This is a genomic window from Pantoea sp. Lij88, assembly GCF_030062155.1.
Lineage (GTDB): Bacteria > Pseudomonadota > Gammaproteobacteria > Enterobacterales > Enterobacteriaceae > Pantoea.
This window is the reverse complement of record NZ_CP118267.1, coordinates 283719-306097: the sequence shown is the minus strand read 5'-3', so window position 1 is coordinate 306097 and position 22379 is coordinate 283719. Positions and strand designations below refer to the sequence as shown.

20 protein-coding genes and 2 pseudogenes are annotated in these 22379 nt (G+C 54.6%); 11 read left to right on the top strand and 11 right to left on the bottom strand.

Annotated elements, in window-relative coordinates:
• The first annotated feature begins 15 nt into the window (after positions 1–15).
• The 3 genes from PU624_RS01655 to PU624_RS01645 all read left to right on the top strand — a co-directional run bounded on the left by PU624_RS01655 (position 16) and on the right by PU624_RS01645 (position 3857).
• On the top strand, positions 16–1467 hold the full coding sequence (locus PU624_RS01655; RefSeq protein ID WP_283545122.1) for a sugar porter family MFS transporter: 1452 nt from the start codon (positions 16–18) through the stop codon (positions 1465–1467).
• A 311-nt stretch (positions 1468–1778) separates the two neighbouring features.
• Positions 1779–2339, top strand: coding sequence for a lipid IV(A) palmitoyltransferase PagP (pagP, locus tag PU624_RS01650; RefSeq protein WP_283545121.1), 561 nt, complete (start codon positions 1779–1781; stop codon positions 2337–2339).
• 18 nt (positions 2340–2357) lie between these two features.
• Entirely contained in the window at positions 2358–3857 is a 1500-nt protein-coding gene (locus PU624_RS01645) for an alpha/beta hydrolase (protein ID WP_283545120.1), read from the top strand.
• A 39-nt stretch (positions 3858–3896) separates the two neighbouring features.
• Here PU624_RS01645 and PU624_RS01640 read toward each other — a convergent pair whose 3' ends face one another.
• From PU624_RS01640 to PU624_RS01630, 3 genes are all read right to left on the bottom strand, one after another.
• Positions 3897–4751: an aldo/keto reductase family oxidoreductase gene (locus tag PU624_RS01640; RefSeq protein WP_283545119.1), complete on the bottom strand. Its 855-nt coding sequence runs from the start codon at positions 4749–4751 to the stop codon at positions 3897–3899.
• Between the two features lie 150 nt (positions 4752–4901).
• Positions 4902–9425: an ATP-dependent helicase gene (locus PU624_RS01635; RefSeq protein WP_502921565.1), complete on the bottom strand. Its 4524-nt coding sequence runs from the start codon at positions 9423–9425 to the stop codon at positions 4902–4904.
• A 107-nt stretch (positions 9426–9532) separates the two neighbouring features.
• Positions 9533–10726 (bottom strand): MFS transporter, encoded by a 1194-nt coding sequence (locus PU624_RS01630; RefSeq protein WP_283545117.1) that lies wholly within the window; start codon positions 10724–10726, stop codon positions 9533–9535.
• Between the two features lie 241 nt (positions 10727–10967).
• On the opposite strand from PU624_RS01630, the gene PU624_RS01625 reads away from it, so the two are divergent.
• Positions 10968–11360 carry a VOC family protein gene (locus PU624_RS01625; protein WP_283545144.1) on the top strand — a complete coding sequence of 131 codons (393 nt, stop codon included), beginning with the start codon at positions 10968–10970 and terminating at the stop codon, positions 11358–11360.
• A 59-nt stretch (positions 11361–11419) separates the two neighbouring features.
• Here PU624_RS01625 and PU624_RS01620 read toward each other — a convergent pair whose 3' ends face one another.
• Positions 11420–12037, bottom strand: a complete 618-nt coding sequence (locus PU624_RS01620; RefSeq protein ID WP_283545116.1) for a pyridoxamine 5'-phosphate oxidase family protein — start codon at positions 12035–12037, stop codon at positions 11420–11422.
• Positions 12038–12290: 253 nt separating this feature from the next.
• On the opposite strand from PU624_RS01620, the gene PU624_RS01615 reads away from it, so the two are divergent.
• The 3 genes from PU624_RS01615 to PU624_RS01605 all read left to right on the top strand — a co-directional run bounded on the left by PU624_RS01615 (position 12291) and on the right by PU624_RS01605 (position 15498).
• The gene (locus PU624_RS01615) at positions 12291–13844 is read left to right on the top strand and encodes a methyl-accepting chemotaxis protein (protein WP_283545115.1); all 1554 of its coding nucleotides are present in this window, start codon (positions 12291–12293) and stop codon (positions 13842–13844) included.
• A 166-nt stretch (positions 13845–14010) separates the two neighbouring features.
• Positions 14011–14565 (top strand): GNAT family N-acetyltransferase, encoded by a 555-nt coding sequence (locus tag PU624_RS01610; RefSeq protein WP_283545114.1) that lies wholly within the window; start codon positions 14011–14013, stop codon positions 14563–14565.
• A gap of 387 nt (positions 14566–14952) precedes the next feature.
• Positions 14953–15498: a TetR/AcrR family transcriptional regulator gene (locus tag PU624_RS01605; protein WP_283545113.1), complete on the top strand. Its 546-nt coding sequence runs from the start codon at positions 14953–14955 to the stop codon at positions 15496–15498.
• 1 nt (position 15499) lies between these two features.
• Here PU624_RS01605 and PU624_RS01600 read toward each other — a convergent pair whose 3' ends face one another.
• Positions 15500–16381 carry a LysR substrate-binding domain-containing protein gene (locus PU624_RS01600; protein WP_283545112.1) on the bottom strand — a complete coding sequence of 294 codons (882 nt, stop codon included), beginning with the start codon at positions 16379–16381 and terminating at the stop codon, positions 15500–15502.
• A 96-nt stretch (positions 16382–16477) separates the two neighbouring features.
• On the opposite strand from PU624_RS01600, the gene PU624_RS01595 reads away from it, so the two are divergent.
• Genes PU624_RS01595 through PU624_RS01585 form a run of 3 tightly spaced genes read left to right on the top strand, consistent with a single transcriptional unit; the run spans position 16478 to position 17696 of the window.
• The gene (locus PU624_RS01595; protein WP_283545111.1) at positions 16478–16783 is read left to right on the top strand and encodes a carboxymuconolactone decarboxylase family protein; all 306 of its coding nucleotides are present in this window, start codon (positions 16478–16480) and stop codon (positions 16781–16783) included.
• Positions 16783–17172: a tautomerase family protein gene (locus PU624_RS01590; protein ID WP_283545110.1), complete on the top strand. Its 390-nt coding sequence runs from the start codon at positions 16783–16785 to the stop codon at positions 17170–17172. Before PU624_RS01595 ends, PU624_RS01590 begins: the two co-directional genes overlap by 1 nt.
• Complete coding sequence (locus tag PU624_RS01585) at positions 17169–17696, top strand: DUF4865 family protein (RefSeq protein WP_283545109.1); 528 nt, start codon at positions 17169–17171, stop codon at positions 17694–17696. Before PU624_RS01590 ends, PU624_RS01585 begins: the two co-directional genes overlap by 4 nt.
• 25 nt (positions 17697–17721) lie before the next feature.
• Here the strand turns inward: PU624_RS01585 and PU624_RS01580 are convergent.
• From PU624_RS01580 to PU624_RS01555, 6 genes and pseudogenes are all read right to left on the bottom strand, one after another.
• A pseudogene (locus tag PU624_RS01580) lies at positions 17722–18099 on the bottom strand (RidA family protein).
• 42 nt (positions 18100–18141) lie between these two features.
• A complete protein-coding gene (locus PU624_RS01575; RefSeq protein WP_283545108.1) occupies positions 18142–18450 on the bottom strand; it encodes a hypothetical protein in 309 nt (102 codons plus the stop codon).
• A gap of 821 nt (positions 18451–19271) precedes the next feature.
• Positions 19272–20153 carry a hypothetical protein gene (locus PU624_RS01570; protein ID WP_283545107.1) on the bottom strand — a complete coding sequence of 294 codons (882 nt, stop codon included), beginning with the start codon at positions 20151–20153 and terminating at the stop codon, positions 19272–19274.
• A gap of 1 nt (position 20154) precedes the next feature.
• Positions 20155–20604 (bottom strand): NUDIX hydrolase, encoded by a 450-nt coding sequence (locus PU624_RS01565; protein WP_283545106.1) that lies wholly within the window; start codon positions 20602–20604, stop codon positions 20155–20157.
• Between the two features lie 13 nt (positions 20605–20617).
• Complete coding sequence (locus tag PU624_RS01560; RefSeq protein WP_283545105.1) at positions 20618–20908, bottom strand: DegT/DnrJ/EryC1/StrS family aminotransferase; 291 nt, start codon at positions 20906–20908, stop codon at positions 20618–20620.
• Positions 20905–21378, bottom strand: coding sequence for an NAD-dependent epimerase/dehydratase family protein (locus tag PU624_RS01555; RefSeq protein ID WP_283545104.1), 474 nt, complete (start codon positions 21376–21378; stop codon positions 20905–20907). Before PU624_RS01555 ends, PU624_RS01560 begins: the two co-directional genes overlap by 4 nt.
• A 576-nt stretch (positions 21379–21954) precedes the next feature.
• On the opposite strand from PU624_RS01555, the pseudogene PU624_RS01550 reads away from it, so the two are divergent.
• Positions 21955–22053: pseudogene (locus tag PU624_RS01550) on the top strand (AbrB/MazE/SpoVT family DNA-binding domain-containing protein); the annotation flags it as partial.
• Between the last annotated feature and the right edge of the window lie 326 nt (positions 22054–22379).

Below are 22379 nucleotides of genomic sequence, written 5' to 3'. Positions count from 1 at the left end.
AATGGCAGGAATATTATGAGTACGAATACACCAGACTCTGGTGAAGCGGGCGATCACGCGCCTGCGGATACGGTACGCCAGCGCATCTTTTTAGTGGTGCTCGTTGCCACCATGGGCGCGCTGGCTTTTGGCTATGACACCGGGATTATCTCGGGTGCGTTACCTTATATGACCTCACCCCCCGATCAGGGTGGTCTGGGACTGAACTCCTTCACAGAAGGGCTGGTCGCCTCTTCGCTGGTGTTCGGCGCCGCTATTGGTTCCTTCCTGAGTGGTTTCTTCTCCGACCGTTTTGGCCGCCGTATTACACTGCGCAGCCTGGCGGTCATTTTTGTGCTGGGTTCTCTGGGAACCGCGCTGGCGCCCTCCGTCAACGTTATGGTGGCTATGCGCTTCCTGCTGGGGATTGCTGTCGGCGGTGGCTCTTCCACTGTACCGGTGTTTATCGCCGAGATTGCCGGCCCACGCCTGCGTGCGCCGCTGGTCAGCCGCAATGAGCTGATGATTGTCACCGGACAGCTCATCGCCTACGTTGCCAGTACGCTGCTGAGCTATCTGCTGCATGATCAGCACCTGTGGCGCTACATGCTGGCAATTGCTATGGTGCCGGGCTTCCTGCTGTTCATCGGTACGTTCTTCGTTCCCGCGTCGCCTCACTGGCTGGTGGCGGAAGGGCGACTGAAAGAGGCGAAAAAGATTCTGAAATATCTGCGCGAAACGCCCCGCGAGGTACGTCATGAGATGGCGCAGATGAAGAAACAGGCGAGGGCCGCAGAGCGCGGGCCGGATGCGAAAACCCTGATCCGCGAGAAGTGGGTTATCCGCCTGATGGTCATCGGTGTCGGACTGGGCTTTGTTGCACAGTTTACCGGCGTCAACGGCTTCATGTACTACACGCCGATCATCCTGAAGTCGACAGGCCTGGGGACCAGCGCTTCAATTGCGGCCACCATCGGGAATGGTGTGGTTTCTGTTCTGGCGACTTTTGTCGGCATCTGGGCCATCAGCCGCTTCCCGCGCCGTACGATGCTGATCACCGGTTTGTGTCTGGTGATTACTGCACAGATCATGCTGGGCAGCGTGCTGACCTTTATGAGCTCCAGCGTGATGCAGAGCTATCTCGCCCTGGCCTGCATTCTGCTGTTCCTGTTCTGCATGCAGATGTGCATCTCGCCGGTCTACTGGCTGATGATGTCAGAGCTGTTCCCGATGCAGTTGCGTGGTGTGTTAACCGGCGGCGCCGTCTCACTACAGTGGATATTTAACGCTGTGGTGGCGTTTGGCTTCCCGCCGGTCATGGAATATGCCGGCAGCACGACCTTCTTCATCTTTGCTGCGATTAACGTCGGGTCGCTGATCTTCGTGATGGCGATGGTGCCAGAGACGCGTGGCAAGAGCCTGGAAGAGATTGAGTCACACATGAAAGAGAAGTTTGGCGAAAAGCAGAAAGAGGCTGAAGCCTTATAACTCATCCCCGGATTCAGCCCTGCGGCTGAATCCGGTTTTACCGCCTGATCAATTCTTCCAGACCACACCTTCCCGGCCTGATCCATTGCTCCCTTAGAAAAGCATTCACTGTAATCAGTGCTGTCTGATGCTCAAATTCTGTACAGTTCTGGCGATTTCAGCCTGAAATCGCCAGAGCCCCGCATCAAAATCCTTTGTTCAATGTCTTCTGAAACCCCCGTCTAAGCGAAGCATGACCGCTGACAAAGATTGCTTCTGCCTCTGCGCTATACTCAATTTCCATCTGCTCTGCACGCTGATCGGGATGCTCAATGAAAATTTCAACTACAACGGCAGTTGTTGCTGCACTGCTGACCGCTGCGCCACTGCATGCTGAAACCACACCCGTCTCTTCGTGGTGGAATGGATTCACTGACACTGTGGCGCAGACATGGAACGATCCCCAACACACCGATCTCTATCTGCCGTTTATCAGCTGGCACGCCCGCTTCATGTACGACAAAGAAAAAACCGATCACTATAACGAGAATCCCTGGGGCGGCGGTCTGGGTATTTCCCGCTACAACGACAGCGGCGACTGGAGCGCGCTCTATGCGATGGCCTTTAAAGATTCGCACAACGAGTGGCAGCCGATTGTCGGTTATGGCTGGGAAAAGGGCTGGTATCCGGGTTCGAGTCAGGACTTTCGACTGGGTGCCGGATTAACAGCCGGGATCACCGCACGGGAAGACTTTGGTAACTACATTCCGCTCCCCATTATTTTGCCGCTGTTCTCTGCCGGTTATAAGGCGGTGAATGTGCAGTTCACTTATATTCCGGGCACCTACAATAATGGCAACGTTTTATTCGCGTGGTTTCGCTATGCATTTTAATTTTTCAGGACAGGATGTATGACCCGGAAATGGAAAACAATTAAACGCAGACTCTGGCGGCTGGTGATAGTGGTCGGGGTGCTTTTACTGCTGATACTGATCATCCGAATCTATGAAGCAGAGCGCGGACCGGATCTACATCGCTGGCACACCTGGATCCCCCATGAACTGACCGTGGCACAACTCGATAAAGCCAGTTATGCCGATTACCTCACTGCCGAAAATCAGCTGTTTGACGAGATGAAGCAGCAGGTCAGCAACCAACTTGAAGCCGAAGATAAAACCCCGCTCAACCGATATTACGCTGGCAGCATGATCTATCCGGGCCATTTTGATCAGGACTGGAACCGCTCCTACATTCTGCGCCCGACAGGCACGCCGCGCGGTGCGGTCGTGCTGTTGCATGGGCTGACGGACAGCCCTTACAGTCTGCGTCATGTAGCAGAGACTTATCGTCAGCGGGGCTTTGTGGCGGTGGCGATAAGGTTACCGGGTCACGGCACGGTGCCCGCAGGTTTAACGGATGTTGAATGGCAGGACTGGATGGCTGCTACGCGTCTGGCGGTGCGGGAAGCAACCCGTCTGGCAGGCACGCAGACGCCGCTGCATCTGGTCGGTTTCTCGAACGGCGGGGCGCTGGCAGTAAAATATGCGCTCGACAGCCTGGGCGATGACTCGCTGCGTCGTCCACAACAGCTGATTCTGTTATCTCCGATGATCGGTGTGACGAGATTTGCCCGCTTCGCTGGCATCGCCGGTCTGCCCTCTGTTTTTCCGGCCTTCTCAAAAACCGCGTGGCTGAACATCGTGCCGGAGTTTAATCCGTTTAAATATAACTCTTTTCCGGTTCACGCTGCCCGCCAGACCTATTTACTGACACAGGCGCTGCAGAAAGAGATCCAGCACTACGCGCGTAATCAGCAGCTATCTGGCTTTCCGCCGGTACTGACTTTTCAGTCGGTGATGGATTCTACCGTCAGCACGCCTTCGGTAATCCGCTCGTTGTACAATTTTTTGCCGGAGAATGGCAGTGAGCTGGTACTGTTCGATATCAATCAGGCCGTCACCGTCAGTCCGCTATTCCGGCACTCCTCATACACGGCGGTAAATCAGCTGCTGCCTGCAACCCGTCGCAATTATGCCTCGACGGTCATCACCAATGCTTCCGCCACCTCGCTGCAAATGGTGACCAAAAGCGTGCCCGCCGGAGAGACTCAGGAACGGATTCAGCCGCTGGCCATTAACTATCCGGCGGGGCTCTACTCGCTGTCACACGTTGCCATACCGTTTCCGGCGGAGGATGGTCTCTATGGCAGTGCACCCGCGAAGAAGAATGAGTTTGGGATCAGTTTTGGTACGTTGTCACTGCGTGGTGAGAGTGCGGTGCTGATTGTCGGGCTGGACTCGATTATGCGCGCCACCTCCAACCCGTTTTACCCGTACATGATTAGCCGAATCGATCACCACATCGGTTGCAGTGACAGGCCAAAGCTGGCGGCCTGCCTCAACAGCTTCTGAAACGTGAAAGAGTCAGGCCCGCTTTATGCGGGCCTGATGTTAAAGGGTATTCAGCTTTTCCATCACCTCATCCGACAGGTGCAGCTTAGCGCTGGCAAGATTCTCTTTGAGGTGTTCCGGCGAAGAGGTGCCGGGAATCAACAGAATATTAGGCGAGCGCCGCAGCAGCCACGCCAGTGCAACCTGCATCGGCGTGGCATTCAGCGCCGCAGCCACTTCATTAAGTCGATCCGATTGCAGCGGAGAGAAACCGCCCAGCGGGAAAAACGGCACGTAAGCGATACCCTGCTGCGCAAGCTGATCCACCAGTTCATCATCCTGCCGATGCGCGAGGTTATACATATTCTGCACGCAGACGATCGGCGTCATCGCCTGCGCTTCTGCGATTTGCGTGGCAGTAACGTTGCTCAGGCCAATATGCCGAATCAGCCCGCGCGCCTGTAATTCCAGTAGTGCTTCCAGCTGTGGCGCCAGAGAGCCTTCTTTAGGTTTAGCCGGATGCAGCATGCTGCGAAGGTTCACCACTTCAATCACGTCCAGCCCCAGGTTGCGCAGGTTATCTTCCACCGCCTGCGTCAGCGCCTCCGGTTCCATCGCCGCGAGCCAGCCGCCTTTGACGTCGCGGCGGGCACCCACTTTGGTCACAATGCAGAGATCCTGCGGATAAGGATGGAGCGCTTTTTTTATTAACTGATTGGTTTCATGCGGCCCATAAAAGTCGCTGGTGTCGATATGATTGACGCCTGCCGCGATGGCGTCGCGTAAAACCTGTATAGCCCGCGCTTCATCTTTCACCGGGCCGAACACGCTAGGGCCGGCCAGCTGCATAGCGCCATAGCCGAGACGGTTTACTTCACGATCGCCTAACGTAAAAGTCATGGTGGTGTCTGACATGAAAACCTCCTGCGTGAATGTAGATCAATTGTAACGGTGATTTAGCTGCGCAACTATCCGGCGTTCTCCGGTCCCTGGCTCTGCTACAACGATCGGCGTCTGATAACGGCGCCGCTTCAGGCCGTTATCGACGCTGGACGCGAAAAAAAATCAGCTGTACCAGCTAAATCCCTGCGGAACCCGGGAAAAACCGGCGTGTCGCAGGACGTTGAGCAGCGGTGACTGCGTCACTGATTCTCCATCCACCGTTTCCAGTGTAAAACTCGCCGACTTCTCCCGTTTCAGCGCCACGCCCAGCGCCGCCACCGCTGCCTCAAGCTGTGCGGAATCGTCGCTGAATGTCAGCAACTCTTTGCCTGCTGGCGTCAGATAAAGCATCAGCGCGCCGCCAGCGATCACGACCCGCGCACCCTGACGACGGGTCGGGCGAATCCCGCTGGCATGCACCGGCCAGCTCAGCATTGCACCAAACGGATTCGCCGGGTCAGGCGCCGCCAGTGCCACCGCCTCTGTTGCGGCTTCCGGGTTATCTGCCAGCACCCGCAGCCGTTCAATGGTCAGATGGTCGGCAAACTGCGCACCGCCTGCACCGGCCACAAAACGGCCGCGCAGCAGCCGACCGGCATCTTCCATGCCACGTAACACCGGCTGCAACGCCGGAAATCCGCCGGGGATTTGTTCCGATATCGCGCAACCTCGCGTGATCACGCCATAACGGTCGAGCAGATTTTCAACCAGTGAAAGGGCCAGCCGGGCAGGCGCAATATCCGGTCGCTCAACCCGTGACCAGCGGCCAGCCAGCGTGTTGACCGCCGGTCGGCGTGCGGGCAGAGCGCCAGGCGAGAAACGCTGACCAAAGCGGGTGCGCAGCGTGCGTGCCGGACGTGAACGGGTCACGCCTGGCGTGGTCAGCAAGCCACGCACCGCAATCCAGCTGTCGGCGCTGACATAGCCCTGCCAGACCAGCTGCCACAGGGCGTCATAGATTTCAGTGGGCTGCGTCTCAGCGGCTTCAATCTGCGCCGTGATCTCATGTACGAACCACGAGCCACCGCGGCTCAGTGCATCGATAACTGCCTGCTGTATGGACGTAAGAGGCTGGGGGGTGTCTATGACCGGCAGCGTTTCCGCGGCAAATTCAGTGAGGTGAAGCGAGATTAAACCATCATTCTGGCCCAGCGCTTTATGCCCGCACCAGATCACCTCGCCACGGGCCAACAGTTCGTCGAGCATCGCAGGCTGATAGTCGGCTATCCTGGCGCGCAGGATTTGTGACTCCCACAGCGAAGCCGGTAACGGCACGCCCGCCAGTTGCTCGATGACCCGCAGAAGTCCGTCTGTACCCGCCAGTTCTTCACGCTGCGTGTTAAGCAGACCGTGGCGCTCCAGCATCAGGCTGACCCAGGCGGCGGGTGGCACTGGACGGGTTGCCTCGCGTGCTGATTGCAGTGAACGTAAGCGCAGCCTTTTGAAGATCTCTGCTGAAACCCACGGCGTCTCCGATTCGCCCGCTCCCGTGCCCATATTCAGCAGGCTGCCCTGCTGATGCAGGGAAAGCAGCACCTCATTCACCACGGCCACACCCAGTCCAAAATGCATGGCCAGCTGTCGGGCGGTGAACAGGGTATGGGTCCGGGCGAAGCGGTTAACCAGATCGCGCAGTGGATCGGCCTGCGACGCCAGAAACGTTGCGGGCAGATCGTCAGGTAACACGATAGCCAGCGCATCGCGCAGACGGGCCGCATCTTCTATCACCGCCCAGCGCTCTTCACCCGCGAGGGTGAGCGGAATGATTCGCCGGGCGGCAGAGAACTGTGCCACGGCTTCTGCGATCTGCGGGTCGTTGCCGCTAAAGCGTGCTGCAATGTCAGTAATGGAGAGCGGGCCGAGGTCGCGCAGAAGATCGATAATGCCTTCCGCATGCTGTGCCTGATAGCGGGCATCAATGCGCTGAAGTTCCTGTCCGACCTGCTCAACGACGTCAGGTGCCAGTAAATCCCGCTTGCTGGTCTGGCCGAGCAGTTCACCCAGCAGATTGCTGTCGAGCGCCAGCAGTGAGGCACGCCGTTCTGCCTGAGGCGCATCGCTGGCGTAAATAAACTCGGCGACATAGCCGAACAGTAGCGGCGCAGCGAAAGGGGAGGGCTGGTCGGTCGTCACCTCAACCATTTTTACGTTACCCTGAGCCAGTTGTTCCATCAGCTGGTGCAGCGCGGGCAAATCGTAGACATCCTGCAGACATTCGCGGGCGGTTTCGATCAGGACAGGGAAATCGTCAAACTGACGGGCGACTTCCAGCAACTGACCGGCCCGCAACCGCTGCTGCCAGAGCGGCGAACGCTTGCCGGGATTCCGCCTCGGCAGCAGCAGAGCGCGAGAGGCACATTCCCGAAAGCGGGCGGCAAACAGTGCCGACTGGCCGACGCTCGCGGTCACTTCCTGGGTCAGTTGGTCGGCGTCAAACATGAACAGCTCAGCGCCGGGTAACAGCCCCTCGCTGGCAGGAAAGCGGGCCACGATGCCGTCATCGCTGGCCGCCACAGAAGCATCAATGCCCATGCGTTGCTGAATACGGGCGGCAATCGCCAGCGCCCAGGGCGCATTGATCCGCTTTCCCCATGGCGAGTGCAGGATCACCCGCCAGTCGCCGATTTCGTCACGGCAGCGTTCTATCAGCAACGTGCGATCGTCCGGCAATACGCCGGTGGCGGCACGCTGTTCAGCCAGCAAAGCCAGCAGATTGGTGACCGCCCGGCTATCCAGTCCCAGCGCGCGCAGCTGTTGCTGCGCATCGTCCGGTGAAGCTGCATTCAGCTGGCGCAGAAACAATCCGAGGCTGGCACCGGAATCCGCCGAACGGCCAACGCCTTCTCCACGCCAGAAGGGCAGACGAGCCGGACGGCCCGGCGCAGGCACCACCAGCACCTGATCGTGAGTGATCTGCTGAATCCGCCACGACGTTGCGCCCAGCGTAATGATGTCGTTGACCCGCGACTCATAAACCATCTCTTCATCCAGTTCGCCGACCCGACGTGAACCTGCCTGCTCTTCGCCTTCCGGCAGTATGACGCTGAACATGCCACGATCCAAAATGGTGCCGCCGCTGGTGACGGCCAGATGCTGCGCGCCAGGTCGCGCCGTAAGCAGTCCGCTTTCTCTGTCCCACACCAGCTGTGGCCGCAGCTGAGCAAAGCCGTCTGACGGAAACTTACCCGCCAGCATATCGAGCGTGGCTTCAAACAGACGACGCGACAGACTGCGGAACGGATCGGCCCGGCAGACCTGCGCGTACCACGCATCGACCTGCAGGGGATCCATTGCCACGGCGGCCAGCGTCTGCTGTGCCAGAATATCGAGCGGGTTGCGTGGCGGCGCCAGCGCATCGAGCTGACCTGCCCGCATCGACTGTACGATCACGGCTGAATCCAGCAAATCGCGCCGGGTGCGGGGAAACAGGATGCCGGTGGAGATGCCGCCGACCTGATGTCCGGCACGTCCCACCCGCTGCAGGGCGCTGGCGACTGACAGTGGTGCGCCTACCTGGATCACCAGATCCACCGGCCCCATATCAATGCCCAGTTCCAGACTGGAGGTCGCCACCACACAGCGCAGCCTGCCCTGTTTCAGGGCGGCTTCAATCTCGCCTCGCTGCTCCTTCGAGACAGAACCGTGGTGCGAGCGGGCAATAAGATCGTCGTCTTCAGCCTGCTCTTCATCCCCAGCGGTTGTCTGCTGCGCCAGATATCGGGCATTAAGCCGCGCAGTCAGTTTCTCCGCCAGGCCACGCGAGTTCACAAATACCAGCGTGGCGCGATGCGCCATAACCTGCTGCAGAATGCGCGCTTCAATATGCGGCCAGATCGATCCGCTGGCAGAGGTGGCTTCACCGGTCAGATCATCGGCGCTGGCAATATCGGTCATATCCTCAACCGGCACCTCAATTGTCAGGTGCAGCGTGCGATTAGCAGCGGGATTAACCACCTGTACCGGCTGACAGCCGCCGAGGAAGGCCGCTACCCGCTCAACCGGCCGCACCGTGGCGGACAGCCCGATACGCTGGGCAGGTTGTGGCAGCAGTGCATCCAGCCGCTCCAGGCTCAGCGCCAGCTGGGAACTACGCTTCGATCCCGCCACCGCATGCACCTCATCGACAATCACCGTGGTCACGCCCTGCAGTGTCGTGCGCGCTTTTGAGGTCAGCATCAGAAACAGCGATTCAGGTGTGGTGATCAGGATATCGGGCGGACGACGCAATAATCTGGCGCGCTCCGCGCTGGGGGTATCGCCGGAACGCATTCCGATGTTCAGGGTGATTTCTGGCTCATTCAGCATCTGCCGTTCGGCGTAAACGCCTGCCAGCGGCAGATTCAGGTTGCGCTGCACGTCGGCAGCCAGCGCCTTAACCGGGGATATGTAGAGAATACGGGTGGTGGTTTCACGCGTGGGAGCAGGCTGGTCGGTTCTGACCTGAAACAGCGTGTCGATGGCGGTGAGAAAAGCCGCCAGCGTTTTCCCGGAGCCGGTAGGGGCGATCACCAGCGCATGCTCTCCGCTGGCGATGGCGTTCCAGGCCGCGCTTTGCACCGGCGTCGGCTCAGCAAAGGCGGCAGAAAACCAGCGTCGGGTAGCGGGTGAAAAACGGGCTAAAACCGCATCAGATTGGGATTTTGACATCATACTCACGGCAACGCGCAGCAACTGCGCCTGAAATTTATCCGTTGAGTGTATGTGAAAATCACTGTTTGTGGATGACGCGGCCGAAATCTGACCGCGTCCCGGATTCAGGTACTGGCCGCTCCGGCTAAAGCACGACCCCGGACCGCCAGCAGCGACACCAGCGCCAGCACGATAATCGTCATCCCATAATACCAGGCAGTCTGGTTCAGACCGAGATGGGGTGCGGCAATGCCAGCCGCAATCGCAGGCAGGGCAAAAGCGAGATAGCTTTTGATCAGAAAGGCCGAAAACAGCCCGGCGCGCTCATGACTTTCGGCTAACTGCATAATGATTTTCAGCACGCTGGAGAAAATCGAACCAAACCCCTGACCCGCAATGGCGGTGCCCAGATAGAGCAAGGCCACACTGTGCAGAGAAAGACCTGTCAGGGTGACACTGACGCCCGCCATCAGCATCAGCGTACCGATAACCAATGCCCGCGCGGGGTGTAAAGGGCGAAAGAGGAAGACCGCTGCCGTGGCGCTTAGCATCAGCGTTGCCACAATCGAACCGCCGATAAACGGTGATGTCAGGCCGGTTGCGTTTGCCACCATCATCGGCATCAGTGACAGGTAAAACCCGCCCAGCATCCAGGTTGCGATGTTCACCGGCGTGACCTTAAGCAACGGACCCAGCGCGCGTCGCGGGATGCAGACCTGAGGTCGCAGCGCGGCAAGGACACCGGGCTGAGGCGCAATGGTTTCAGGTATCAGCGGTAACAGCGCCATTGCCACCAGCATCAGTAACAGCAGCAGTGCGTAGATCGTCACCGTAGGAAACGGTGCAAAGCTGACCAGAATACCGCCCGTGAGCGTGCCCAGCGTCATTCCCAGAAACGCGGTGAAGGAGTTCAGCAGTGGCCCGCGGGTTTTACTGGCATCAATCAGGCTGGCACCAAAGGTCGGCAAGGCAATGCCGGTAGCGAAACCCTGAACCAATCGGGCGGCGATTAAGGTGGTGGCAGAACTGGCAGTCATGAAAATCACCAGCGCGATCGCATTGATCGCCAGCGCCAGCAGCATCAGCGGGCGGCGGCCGGTATAGTCAGACACTTTACCCACCGTCAGCAGCGCAGCCAGCAACGCGAAAGCATAGGCGCCAAAAATCAGCGTCAGCATGGTCGGCGTCAGATGAAACAGATTGCGATAAAGTGGGTACAGCGGAGTCGGCGCACTGCTGGTGGCGGAGATCAGCGCTGCACCGGTGAAGCTGAAAAGCGTCGTGCGGCTCGCGGCCTGAGGCGTCAGTATGGGGTTCATGGAAATCACCTTAATGCAAAGAATTAGCTTTTAATAAGGTATACGGCGGATAGCATGTTAATGCAACTTCTTTGCTTTAACGTTTATTGCGGTGGAGACTGGGGGGTTAATACGAGGTGATATCGGTAATCGCTGTGCCGTAAGAATTATGGTAAATGCCGTATTGCCATGTGCCCTGCGGGTTGTCTGTCAACACTGTTTCGGCCAGTCTCTCCGTTATTAAGAGTCAGGAGGTCAGATGATGAAAATAGCTGAGATCGATCATATCCATCTCTATGTTGAAAATATTGAGCAGGCAGAAAAGTGGTATAACGAGGTTTTGGGCTTTTCCCGGGACAACGCGCTGTACTTCTGGTTTGAACAGGGTGGGCCGCTGGTCATCAGAAATAACCGGGCATCACTTTCTCTTTTTCTTAGAAAATCCCAGCCTCCAGGTCACACGGTAGCTTTCGGGGTAGCAGCATCATCTTTTAACGAACTTATTCCGATCCTCAGTAAGCATGAAATCCCTTTCAGCGTCAGTGACCACGACGTGTCGATGTCCGTCTATTTCAACGACCTTAGTAACAATAAAATTGAAGTGACCTCTTACGACTATCTTCAGGCAAAGCAGATACTGGAGAGCATTGCCTAACGCCAGGACAGTGCCTGCAGGTGCAGGATGATCCGCGACCTGCAGGTCCCGAATGGCGATCAGTAGAGCGAGTTCTTTAATCGCTCAGGCAGCGCTTTGTCGTAGGCCTCGCCATCAATCTCCGCAATCTGTTTGAGAATCGAGCCGGTGCTGGGCAGAGACTGCCGCGCGATTTGCGTTTCAACATTCCACAATCCCGAACGGATAATCGCCCGGCTGCACTGAAAGAAAACACTTTGCACGCTGATACGCAGCACGGTTTTGGGCAGCTGATTGTTGATGGCGAAGCGTTCAAGCAGCGCCGGGTCGGTGCTGATCGCCGCCGTGCCGTTGATGCGTAACGTTTCTCCAATGCCAGGAATGAGAAAAAGCAGCGCGACCCGATTGTCATGCAGAATATTACGCAGGCTGTCGATGCGATTATTGCCGCGTCTGTCGGGCAATAGCAGGGTTTTATCATCTTCGATTTCGATAAATCCGGCCGGATCGCCGCGCGGTGAAACATCCAGTCCCTCCGGCCCCGACGTTGCCAGCGCGACAAAAGGCGAGGCGGCGATAAACGGACGATAGGCGGGATGGATATGATCGGTCACTTTAGCGATAGAGGGGCGGGCAACCGTGCCATAAAGACCCTCAAGTTCAGTCAGTTCAGTGATTATGCTGCTTTGTTCAGCCATGTTTGCACTTTCCCTTCATTAGCAGATCCCAGGGCGTGGGGACGCCACATCCGCCACGCCAGTTTTAGCAAAACTCTACCATCATAAACTTCAGATTCAGATCCGGAACGTGGCCCTTTGTGATAATGACCTCGCATGGACGGCTTTGTATGACTGTCGAAACAGTTTCTTACCGGACGTGACTACATCTTTTCCCGTTTATGCCGATAGCAGGAGCACATTACAACCTGATTACAACCAATGAGACTCGCCAGTGAAAATTTCAACCCGACTGTATGCTGGCTTTGGCCTGCTCATTCTGCTGTTTGTTCTTTGCAGTGGTATTGCCTTTCACGCGCTGAATAGTGCCCGTGATGGCATGAACGATGTGGTTAATGTGAAGATGAAACGCTATCAGCTGGTGCTCGATATGCGTGGCAGCCTGCGTGATATGGCTATTGCCGTGCGCAATATGGCCCTGCTGACTGATGCCAAAGCGATGGAGCCGGAGTGGAAACGCTTGCAGACCCAGAAGGCGCTTTTTATCACTACCCGTGAGAAGCTGGCCCGCATGATGGATGATGCCACACCTGCCGCTCGTGAGGCTTTCAGCAAAGGGTTGTCGGTGGAAAAAGCCACGCTCGATTCGCTGGAACAGGCTGGCCGTCTGGCTCTCGATCACCGCCCGCAGGAAGCGACTACCTATCTGCTGACCGTGACGCGTCCGGCTCAGCGTAGTCTGCTGGAGGCGATCAACGCCCTTGCCGCTGTTCAGAGTGCGGAAAGCCAGAAAGCCGTGACGATGAATAGTGAATCATCGACGCGAACCCGCTTCACGCTGATGACCCTGGTATGTATTTCTATACTCATGGCTCTGGCGACCTGCCTGTTTACCGTGCGCACGCTGATGCGTCAGCTGGGAGGCGAACCGTCTCAGGCTCAGGCACTGGCTGCGGCTATCGCTTCTGGCGACCTGACAACGACCATCGCATTAAGAAAGGGTGATACCCGCAGCCTGTTGGCTTCACTGGAAGGTATGCAGGCCAGCCTGCGTGTACTGGTTTCCGGCATTAAAGAGGCAGCGGGTTCCGTGGCGCTGGCGGCGGATGAAATTTCGCGAGGTAACACCGAGTTGTCGTCGCGCACTGAAGAGCAGGCGTCTGCGCTGCAGGAAACGGCAGCCAGCATGGAGCAGCTTACCGCCACTGTGAAGAGCAACACCCTGGGCGCGAAGCAGACGGCGGGTTCAGCCCGTGAAACCGCCTCGCTGGCGCGCAGCGGCGAAAATGATGTCCACCGCATGTCCGAGACCATGAATGGCATCTCACTCAGCGCCGCAAAAATCCGCGACATCACCAGCGTGATCGAGGGGATCGCCTTCCAGACCAATATCCTGGCGCTTAACGCGGCGGTTGAAGCCGCAAGGGCCGGAGAAGAGGGACGTGGATTTGCCGTTGTTGCGGGTGAAGTTCGCTCGCTGGCGCAGCGAAGCGCAACCGCAGCCCGGGATATCAAATCGCTGATTGAGCAGACTGTCGGACAGGTAGAGCAGGGCGTCTCGGTAGCGGCCGGAACCGGCCACAGCATTCTGAAAATTGTCGGTATGGTCAGTGAGCTGGCCGTCGCGATGGACAATCTTTCTCTCTCTTCATCCGAACAGATGCAGGGCATTTCGCAGGTCAGCATCGCTGTCAGTCAGATGGATGGGGTAACGCAAAACAACGCCGCGCTGGTGGAAGAGTCTTCATCGGCTTCTCAGTCGCTGTCTGAGCAGGCACACGCGCTGCGTGGCATGGTTGATTCGTTTAAGGTGCACAGCGCAGCTTAACCGGCAGATGCAACAGACGTGAACGGACGCGAGCCACAGGCGCGTCCGTTTTTTTGCGGCTAAGTTAGCCTCAGCGAATCAGCGGTTAGCCGAAAAGCCAGTGTTGGAGTCATGAGAGGCTGCTGCTATAAAGGGGTATCGGATCAGTACCCTACAGGAGCACAGGATGATTTGGGAATCAGAGCGGTTGCTCTACAGATATACCGTTCGTGAGGATCTTGATGACCTCTTCAGAATCTACAGCGACCCCGAAACGCATAAATTCAACCCGCGAGGCCCATGGCCTGACAGGGAACATGCTGTTCAGTCGATGGAACGCACGCTGCATCTCTACAAAGATCAGGGCTTTGGCGACTGGACCGTATTTGAGAAAGCCCATCCGGATAAAATCATCGGCTTTGGGGGCGTATTCCGAAGCCAGTTCGATGGCCGTCAGACCAACAATCTCGGATACCGTTTTGAACCCGCGGCGTGGGGCAAAGGGTATGCGACCGAGCTTTCCCGCAGAGCCATCCGCTATGGATTCGAGGAGGCCGGACTGAGTGTCATCACGGGTGTGACGCGCGAAAACCACCTTGCTTCGCGGCGCGTACTGGAAAAAGCGGGCTTAACCTTTTTGAAGAAGGTCGAGGATGCCGAAGGTGGACCGCCTCACCTGATGTTTACCCTTAGCCGGCGCGATTGGCTTGCGGCTGGCAACACCGTAAACGCCTGCTTCTGATCTTTTCACTGATAACTCAGGCGTGGCGAAATCTGCGCCACTTTTTCGCGTTTAACCCCGTTAAAGCGTCTCTTATCCCGCGATTAACTTCCCGCTGTATGAATTACTTTATCCACCTTATTCCGGGGAGGATTTATGGATATTCGTACAATTTTTATTTCAGCAGTCATGGCAGTCAGTCTTTTATGGATCGGCGCATCAGATAACCGTTCGTCTCATCTCACCGCAGAGCCGGTTAAGTCGGTTCTGAGCAAACTGCAGCCTTAATGTCATTTGCCGGATAGCACACTTTAGCGCCTGTTCAGCGAGAGATGCGGTACACTGCCGCAATCTGTTAAAGCAACGAATTTGCATTAACTATGACGCGAATAATAGCAGGAGTGAGAGATGGCAAAGGAGATGATTCGTCAGGGTGGGCGCAGCGCACGGATTCAGGCGGAAGTGCATACCACCGTTAACCGGTTGCTGGAGACGCTCGACCGTTCCGCCATTACTGTCCCGATGATCGCCGAACAGGCAGGTGTCACGCCCTCCACGATCTATCGACGCTGGGGCGATCTGGCCCAGTTACTGGCAGATGTGGCCGTCGCGCGGATGCGGCCGATTGCGGACCCGGAAGATACCGGATCGATGACTGGCGATCTGACGTTGTTTATCCAGCAGTATGCTGAAGAGATGTCCTCGAAAGTGGGTCGCGAAATGCTGGCCGATGTGATTGGCAGTCATGCTGAAGAAGCCAGCCAGAAATGCTGCAGGTTCACTTATCAGCATCTTGAGACTATCAACAACCGGGCCATCGCACGCGGTGAATCGGGCTTTGATGTTGATCGCATTGTCGATGGCGTCGTGGCGCCCGTCATGTTCCATATTCTGTTCAGTGACCGCGACGTCTCAGCGCAATACTGTTCTTCGCTGATTCAGCGGGAATTTTAAATCAGCGCTGAACAAAGGGCAGGGCAGCTTCGGTGATCAGATGCTGCAACAGCGCACGCGCCGGATCGTCGCCCTGATCTGAGCGGGCCAGCGCGATACCCAGATAGCCGGGTTGTGGCAGTCGCTGTGATTCAGTGACCAGCGTCTCCGGCAACCCCGCGCGGGTGCGCAGCGTAATCCCCAGTCCGGCCTGTAATGCCGCCCAGATTCCGCTAAGACTGTGGCTGGTAAAGACAATACGCCACGGAATGCCTGCCCGATCCAGCGCCTCAGTGGCGCGCGATCGCATCACACAGGGCGCATCAAACGCCACCAGCGGCAGCGGTTCGCCGCGCTGCAGAACCCCCGCCAGATCAAACGCCGGATGCTGAATCCAGGCTAACGGACACTGACCAATTAATTGTGTTCCCGCCTGCTGTTCTGCCTGCCACAGCAGCGCCAAATCCAGTTCATGACGGGCCAGCGCCGTCAGCAGTGGCAGGTTTCTGTCGACGCGCGCGGTGAGCATCACATCCGGATGCTGACGGTTAAACGCGCCGAGAATGGCAGGCATTAACGCTTCGCCAAAATCCTCCTGCATCCCGATGCGTATTTCACCCTGCAACGCCTCGCCTTTCACTGCCCGCAATGTTTCATCGTTCAGCGACAACAGACGTCTGGCGTAGCTCATCAGCTGTTCACCGCTGCGGGTCAGCTGCAGATGCCGCCCTTTTTTCATCACCAGCGCCGTTCCACACTGCTGCTCAAGTTTTTTGAGCTGCGCACTGACGGCCGAGGTTGACCGGCACAGATGCTGTGCGGCCAGAGCAAAGCTGCCCGCGTCAATGCCCGCCACGAAACTGCGCAGCGCATCCATATCGAGTGACTCCGGTAGCCTGTTCATAAGCGTCCTGTAAAAGCGGATGGTAAGTGCTGATTAATTTGATTTTCAGGACTGATGTCCTGAGTGACACTCTCTCTGACGACTGAGGAGTGTGCAATGAAAAAATCACTGGATCGGGAAACACTGGCGCAGCGCGCGCCAAAACTGGCTGAACTGACACAGCAGGTGCTGTTTGACGATATCTGGCAGCGCGATGGACTGTCACCCCGCGAACGCAGCCTGCTGACGCTGGCAACCTTAACAGCGCTGGGGCGCGTCCAGCAGTTGCCGTGGCACATCGAATTCGCCCGCCAGAATGGGCTGACGCAGGATGAGCTGGCAGAGAGCTTCACCCATCTGGCGTTTTACGCAGGCTGGCCCGCCGCCGTTACCGCGCTGAGCTATCTGGAGGAGAACCACTGATGCCGTTCACCCGAATTACGTTGCGTCAGGGGTATAGCGAGGCGGCCCTGCATCAGCTCTCGGCGCTGCTTCAGCAGGCGTTGGTGGCGGAGTTTGACGTGCCTGAGCATGATTGCTTTCAGGTGATTGAGATGCTTCCTGCCGGTCAGCGGGTGTTTGATCGTCACTATCTCAGCGGCGGGCGCAGCGATAATTTCGTGCTGTTTCAGGTGCTGGCCGGCCGACCGCGATCCCGGCATCAGAAGCAACGGTTTTATCATTCACTCTGCGCGGCGCTTCAGACGGAGATGGCGATCGATCCTGACGATGTAATGATCATTATTCAGTTCAACAGCACGGAAGAGTGGAGTTTTAGCGGCGGCCGGATGCTGGCACAGGAGGCGTTATGATCATCATGCACTATCGTTTTACTCTGCCCGCTGACTACGACATGGGCATCATTGAACAGCGTATCAGGCTGAACGGTGCGCGGCTTGATGGCTTTCCGGGGCTGGTGGCCAAGGCATATCTCTTCGCCTGCCGTGAAGATGGCGGACCGAATGAAAATCGTTATGCCCCAATTTATTTCTGGCGGGACGCGAGTGGCCTGCAGCGATTCCTGCAAAGTCCTGGCTTCGCGACGCTGGTCAGGGATTTTGGCTGGCCGATCATCGAAAGCTGGCTGGCGCTGGAAGGGCAGACCCACCTCCCGGACCTGGCCGAAGCCCGCTTTTTGACCCTGAGCCGCTGGACGATTGCACCGCATTCTGACCTTGCAGCCCTGCCAACAACAGCAGGCTTAAGCGCCTGGGATCTGACCCGCTGGCAGGGCGTAAACATTGACGCATTGCAGCAGCGACCCTCCGGCGAGCCTGAGGTCTATCGCATCGGTTATCTGGCGCGCGGTTCAGCGGCTTCAGATCTCCGGCTGTAGTCGCGGGGAGATCGCGGTCTGCTAATCAAAGGGCAAAAATTGCCTCGATCTCAATGCGCAGGTCAGCGGAGAAAAGTCCGCTGATTTGAACCAGCGAGCTGGCGGGCAGATGTTCGCCATAATGGCGATAAAGTACTTCCCGCAGCGCGGTGATCTCTGTGAAAGAGGTAATAAATATCGTGACCTTCAGCAGCGCTGCGAGTGACGTATTTTCAGCTGCGGCAACAGACTTGAGTTGTTAAAAGATGGCTTCTGCCTGTTCAGCGATATCGCCCTGCTGAGCTGCTGTCCCGAAGGCCGTCAGCCCGGAGACATACAGCGTCGCGCCATGTTTAACGGCATGGACATACGGCGCTTTGACTTCGCCCAGTTGCGGATAATTTTTGCGTTCTGGCAGGGTCATATTTTCTCCTTCACTATTTGAATGAACAAGTTCCGCCATCGCTTAGTGCTTCAGCAATTGCTGGCAGGCATTGTCATCCTGCGCGGCGCGCTGCTGCTCATCGGGCGTCAGTTGCTGCCAGCGGCTAATCACGCTGCGGCCCAGTCCCGCTTTATACGCTATTTTTTGCAGCGCATAGTCAGAATTACCGCCTTCAATGACATTTTGCATCTGCTGGTCGAGCGGCTGCGGAAACTGCGCATACTTACGGCTGAGAATGTTCAGCGCCGTGTCTTTCGCGAACTCTGTATCCCTCCTTTCGGGATGATGCGACGGCGTTCCGAATCTTCTCCAGCGCGGAGCTGAAATCATTATGAGCTTTCATAGATTCTAACGTAACTATCCTCTGGAGAATTCATAGCGTCCTTACATAAAGGCTGAATTACTTAATGTAAGTAAAAATTGATGAAAGCTAATAGGAGCGTGATTATTTTACCTCTGGTTACCCAATAGGCTGCTTATATAACCTACTCGCAATTATCGGACGCCCTTACCGGCATGATCCGACTTCTTACCGATACGGCAGTAACCGGAAGCACAGCACGGCGGCGGGGCGGGTCAAAGCCCGCTTTGTCAGAGCCCCTCCGCAGCCAGAACCCTACATCTGGTAGCCAGAACAACTGACATAGTCACTACAGATAGTGACCTGCGCAGAAAAGCGCCGCCAGTACCCTGAGATTCGGTTCTGGTACTTTCCGGAACTCTGAGAATTAACAAACAAAATGTTGCTTAACGCAGTGGATAAGACAAAAAGTCAGCCTGCAGGCAGAAAAGGTGTATGACGGCAATAAAATAGCTTAGAAGATCCAGAGGTGTGTTTCTGTGATAAAACCGTGCAAGTCCCGATAACTGCGCGCAGGCAGAAAATTGGCTTACGCAAACCCGGCAACTAACAATCAGATATATAGGGCGTCTGAAAAAATTGCCAATGTAAGCGAGTAGCGGGCACACTGCGCTGACACATCACAGGTATTAGTAGCTGATATAATTTAAGATGACTTAAGCGATTGCTCATCTGCTACTTGAAATTCTGAACTTAAAGTGACGTAAAAAGTGCCACTGAATCACTACCAGTACTAAAGAGCGTAACCCTGACACTTTGTTCAGTACCAGGGTTACACAGCGAACCGGGCTTACTGATTCCTGGCTGAAGTTTTGCTCAGTAAATATACGAGACAGAGAACAGATATACAGCATAGCCATGTTAATGACAGAATTTCCTCCCCCATAAACAGACCTGAAAGAAGGAGTGTCAGAGGAAGCCTGATATAACTAACTGAGCTAACTTCAAGCCTGAATGATGTTGAGAGGGAAATAATATTGAGAATGCTCGCGGCCATTGCCAGCGCCCCACTGACAGCCATCCAGTTAAATTTAATCGCGTCCGGAGCCGGGATTTGATTATACAAAATATAAATAAAAGTCAGAATAAATCCGCAAAAATTATAAACTGCAAGATAACTAATGAGACTATCTTTTTCACGGCTTAATCCAGCGAAAACAAATGCCTGTAAGGCCACGCTAAGGATGTAAATGTAATTTGCGTAGAGGCCAATGTTATTATCCATACTGAATATCAAAAAACTGATTGACATTATCAAAAGGAATAATAGCCAGGACTTTGAACTGTAACTCACTTTAAAAATAATTGCGCTAAATAAAATCAGGAAAACGGGCCTTAATTGTCCCGCCAGTGCAAAGCCCGACAGACTGCCTGCTACAATGGCATAAACTCCGCATACGGAATTGATTACGTTAGCGCCTGCGAAAGTTAAAGCTTTACAGCTTTTAAAAGCATCTCGTTTGCAAAAAAACAAAAGAGGCAACCCGTAGCTAAAACGGAAAAGTGCTATCCATGCAATAGAAACGTTGCTTAGAAGCAATTTTGATAGAAAGTCAGACCCCATGTACAGAAATAACGAAAGCAAAGCGATGAATAAGGTCGAATTTTTTGATGTAAAACGGGCCGAAGCCCGTATCAATAAATCGTCAGAATGCGATTCAGACTGATCCATTTTAACATTTCCTTTCCAGATAATATCGCAGATAGTGTAAATACTCATCATCCATGGTATCCGGGAGGTTATTCAGACTGAAAAATTCAAGCGCTTGGCCCTCTTCCGGATCGTTGATTATTTCTCCGGACCAGTCTGCTGAATAATAAAGAGAGGTAATGACATTAATCACATCTTTATTTTTCAGAGTAAAGGTATATTCAGGGCCAGAAAACACATTCAGGTGATGCAACTCATGAATATCGATGTTGGTTTCTTCTTTTACCTCACGGATTGCCGTCTGTTCCAGTGATTCTCCTGGTTCAAGCAGTCCGCCAGGAAGTCCCCAGCTTCCGTCTGTGCGAAGTTGCAGCAGCACATGTTGATGCTTGTCCAGGATAATAACGTTAGCTCCTGCCAAAAGCAGAAGCTGATGGCCTATCATGCTTCTGATATGTTTTACGTATGACATGCTGTACCCGTAGTTATGAATGATGTTCCTGAACCGTACGTATTGCTCGGGCCACCTTTTCGGCATCCTCTGTTGAAAGATCAGGATATAAAGGAAGACAAAGGATACTCCTCGCTATACTTTCCGTGACGGGGAGAGGCGTGTGGGAGTACTTACGGAAAGCTTTCATTTCATGCAGCGCCGGATAGAAGTATTTTCGCGTGGGAATTCCCATGTCCAGCAGTACTTCAGCCAGTTTGTCCCTGTTGCAGCCGAAGCGATTTGCATCGACAGCGATCGACAGGTCTTTATAAGTGGTTTTCACATTGTCAGGAACGGTTCCTCACCAGAAATTTTACTCTCTGCGTAATAGTCTACTGGGTTAAGTTCGGACTCTTCTGTAAAAAGATTATCCCCATAACCGTAAACACTGCAGCTTGATGCAAATACAAACCTGCTGATGCCGGCTTCTGCTGATGCACCGGCAAGGCGTTCTGTGGCTGTCACATTGACATCCTGGCAGGTTAATTTGTCGAAGCTACACGCAGGATTACCAACAATCCCTCCGAGATGAATCACACCCTCAACATTTTTAAGTGATTTTTTAAGATCAGACATATTTCTCAGGTCACCCTTTATTAAATCAAAATGAGTATTTTCATAAAAGGGATAAAGCGACCCGAGTCCAAACATGCCATTGTCCAGCACCCGGACTTGTTTGTTATTCTGAAGTAAAATTTCTACAACATGACTTCCTATATAACCTGCACCACCTGTAACCAGTATCTTTTCCATTGTTTTCCCTGTGTTCTTTTAATTTAGGTAGGGTGATTTTTGATGTCTGGAGACATAAAGGTCAATATTAATTTATGCCTTCATAAAATTTTATTAAACATTCATATTTATGTCGCAATGCTGTGATAACTTTTTGCGATTATGGGTAATTTTTTTGACATATTTTTATTAAATATTTTGTGTGTTTTTTTCTGTACGTTTTATAACGGCGCCTCGGTTAGATACTGAATAAATCATGTTATTTTGTCAGAGAAAAATTATATAATTTATCTTTTAAAACTGTTTATCATCGCTTTTTTGCATTGAGGCTCCGTATCGCGAGATCCTGCTAGAATCCTGACATCATTAACAGACGGAATTACTTTCTAAAATTACTTTTTTCGGATCTTCGATAAAAAGAGATAAATCAGGATATATTATGCAGATACATATGTCCTGCATCTGCATATACTTAACAGATGCATATGCTTTAAATCTGCATATATAATGGATATGCTTTATCTATGCAGCACTGTTCTGCCACAAAAAATAGCCGGTATCGGCACAGTGTCGGAAATCCGACCGGAAGGAGTAACCATGAGAACCGTATACATTTTTAAAAACGGCAACAATCGCGCCATTCGTCTTCCTCGTGACATGGATTTTGAAGGAGTGAGCGAACTCGAAATCATCCGAGTACAGATACAGGGACCTGCCGGATTAACCGGGGGCCGGGGACATGACAGATATTTCTGTGGCGTAATTCCGTTATCCTGAGTATGGCAGCGGTCAGACGGATTACAGGGTTCGCATGGCAGACTGCGCTTACTGTCGATTACCCTGAACGCCTTATCGATGCCGGCCAGCGGCAGGGTGCTATATAGCAGCAGCGGTGTTATTATTGCCTTTATGAACTGCAAAACTCCAAAGGTAAAATGTGAATCAGGCCACAACAATTTTAGACATTATTCGCGTAGTGATACCTATTATAATAGCCTTGATGTTCTGGGGTTATCTGTTTT

What these genes read in the sequence shown, in the direction of transcription:
- PU624_RS01655 (WP_283545122.1), top strand. Translation starts at nt 16, where the DNA reads ATGAGTACGAATACACCAGACTCTGGTGAAGCGGGCGATCACGCGCCT.
- pagP (WP_283545121.1), top strand. Translation starts at nt 1,779, where the DNA reads ATGAAAATTTCAACTACAACGGCAGTTGTTGCTGCACTGCTGACCGCT.
- PU624_RS01645 (WP_283545120.1), top strand. Translation starts at nt 2,358, where the DNA reads ATGACCCGGAAATGGAAAACAATTAAACGCAGACTCTGGCGGCTGGTG.
- PU624_RS01640 (WP_283545119.1), bottom strand. Translation starts at nt 4,751, where the DNA reads ATGTCAGACACCACCATGACTTTTACGTTAGGCGATCGTGAAGTAAAC.
- PU624_RS01635 (WP_502921565.1), bottom strand. Translation starts at nt 9,425, where the DNA reads ATGTCAAAATCCCAATCTGATGCGGTTTTAGCCCGTTTTTCACCCGCT.
- PU624_RS01630 (WP_283545117.1), bottom strand. Translation starts at nt 10,726, where the DNA reads ATGAACCCCATACTGACGCCTCAGGCCGCGAGCCGCACGACGCTTTTC.
- PU624_RS01625 (WP_283545144.1), top strand. Translation starts at nt 10,968, where the DNA reads ATGAAAATAGCTGAGATCGATCATATCCATCTCTATGTTGAAAATATT.
- PU624_RS01620 (WP_283545116.1), bottom strand. Translation starts at nt 12,037, where the DNA reads ATGGCTGAACAAAGCAGCATAATCACTGAACTGACTGAACTTGAGGGT.
- PU624_RS01610 (WP_283545114.1), top strand. Translation starts at nt 14,011, where the DNA reads ATGATTTGGGAATCAGAGCGGTTGCTCTACAGATATACCGTTCGTGAG.
- PU624_RS01605 (WP_283545113.1), top strand. Translation starts at nt 14,953, where the DNA reads ATGGCAAAGGAGATGATTCGTCAGGGTGGGCGCAGCGCACGGATTCAG.
- PU624_RS01600 (WP_283545112.1), bottom strand. Translation starts at nt 16,381, where the DNA reads ATGAACAGGCTACCGGAGTCACTCGATATGGATGCGCTGCGCAGTTTC.
- PU624_RS01595 (WP_283545111.1), top strand. Translation starts at nt 16,478, where the DNA reads ATGAAAAAATCACTGGATCGGGAAACACTGGCGCAGCGCGCGCCAAAA.
- PU624_RS01590 (WP_283545110.1), top strand. Translation starts at nt 16,783, where the DNA reads ATGCCGTTCACCCGAATTACGTTGCGTCAGGGGTATAGCGAGGCGGCC.
- PU624_RS01585 (WP_283545109.1), top strand. Translation starts at nt 17,169, where the DNA reads ATGATCATCATGCACTATCGTTTTACTCTGCCCGCTGACTACGACATG.
- PU624_RS01575 (WP_283545108.1), bottom strand. Translation starts at nt 18,450, where the DNA reads ATGATTTCAGCTCCGCGCTGGAGAAGATTCGGAACGCCGTCGCATCAT.
- PU624_RS01570 (WP_283545107.1), bottom strand. Translation starts at nt 20,153, where the DNA reads ATGGATCAGTCTGAATCGCATTCTGACGATTTATTGATACGGGCTTCG.
- PU624_RS01565 (WP_283545106.1), bottom strand. Translation starts at nt 20,604, where the DNA reads ATGTCATACGTAAAACATATCAGAAGCATGATAGGCCATCAGCTTCTG.
- PU624_RS01555 (WP_283545104.1), bottom strand. Translation starts at nt 21,378, where the DNA reads ATGGAAAAGATACTGGTTACAGGTGGTGCAGGTTATATAGGAAGTCAT.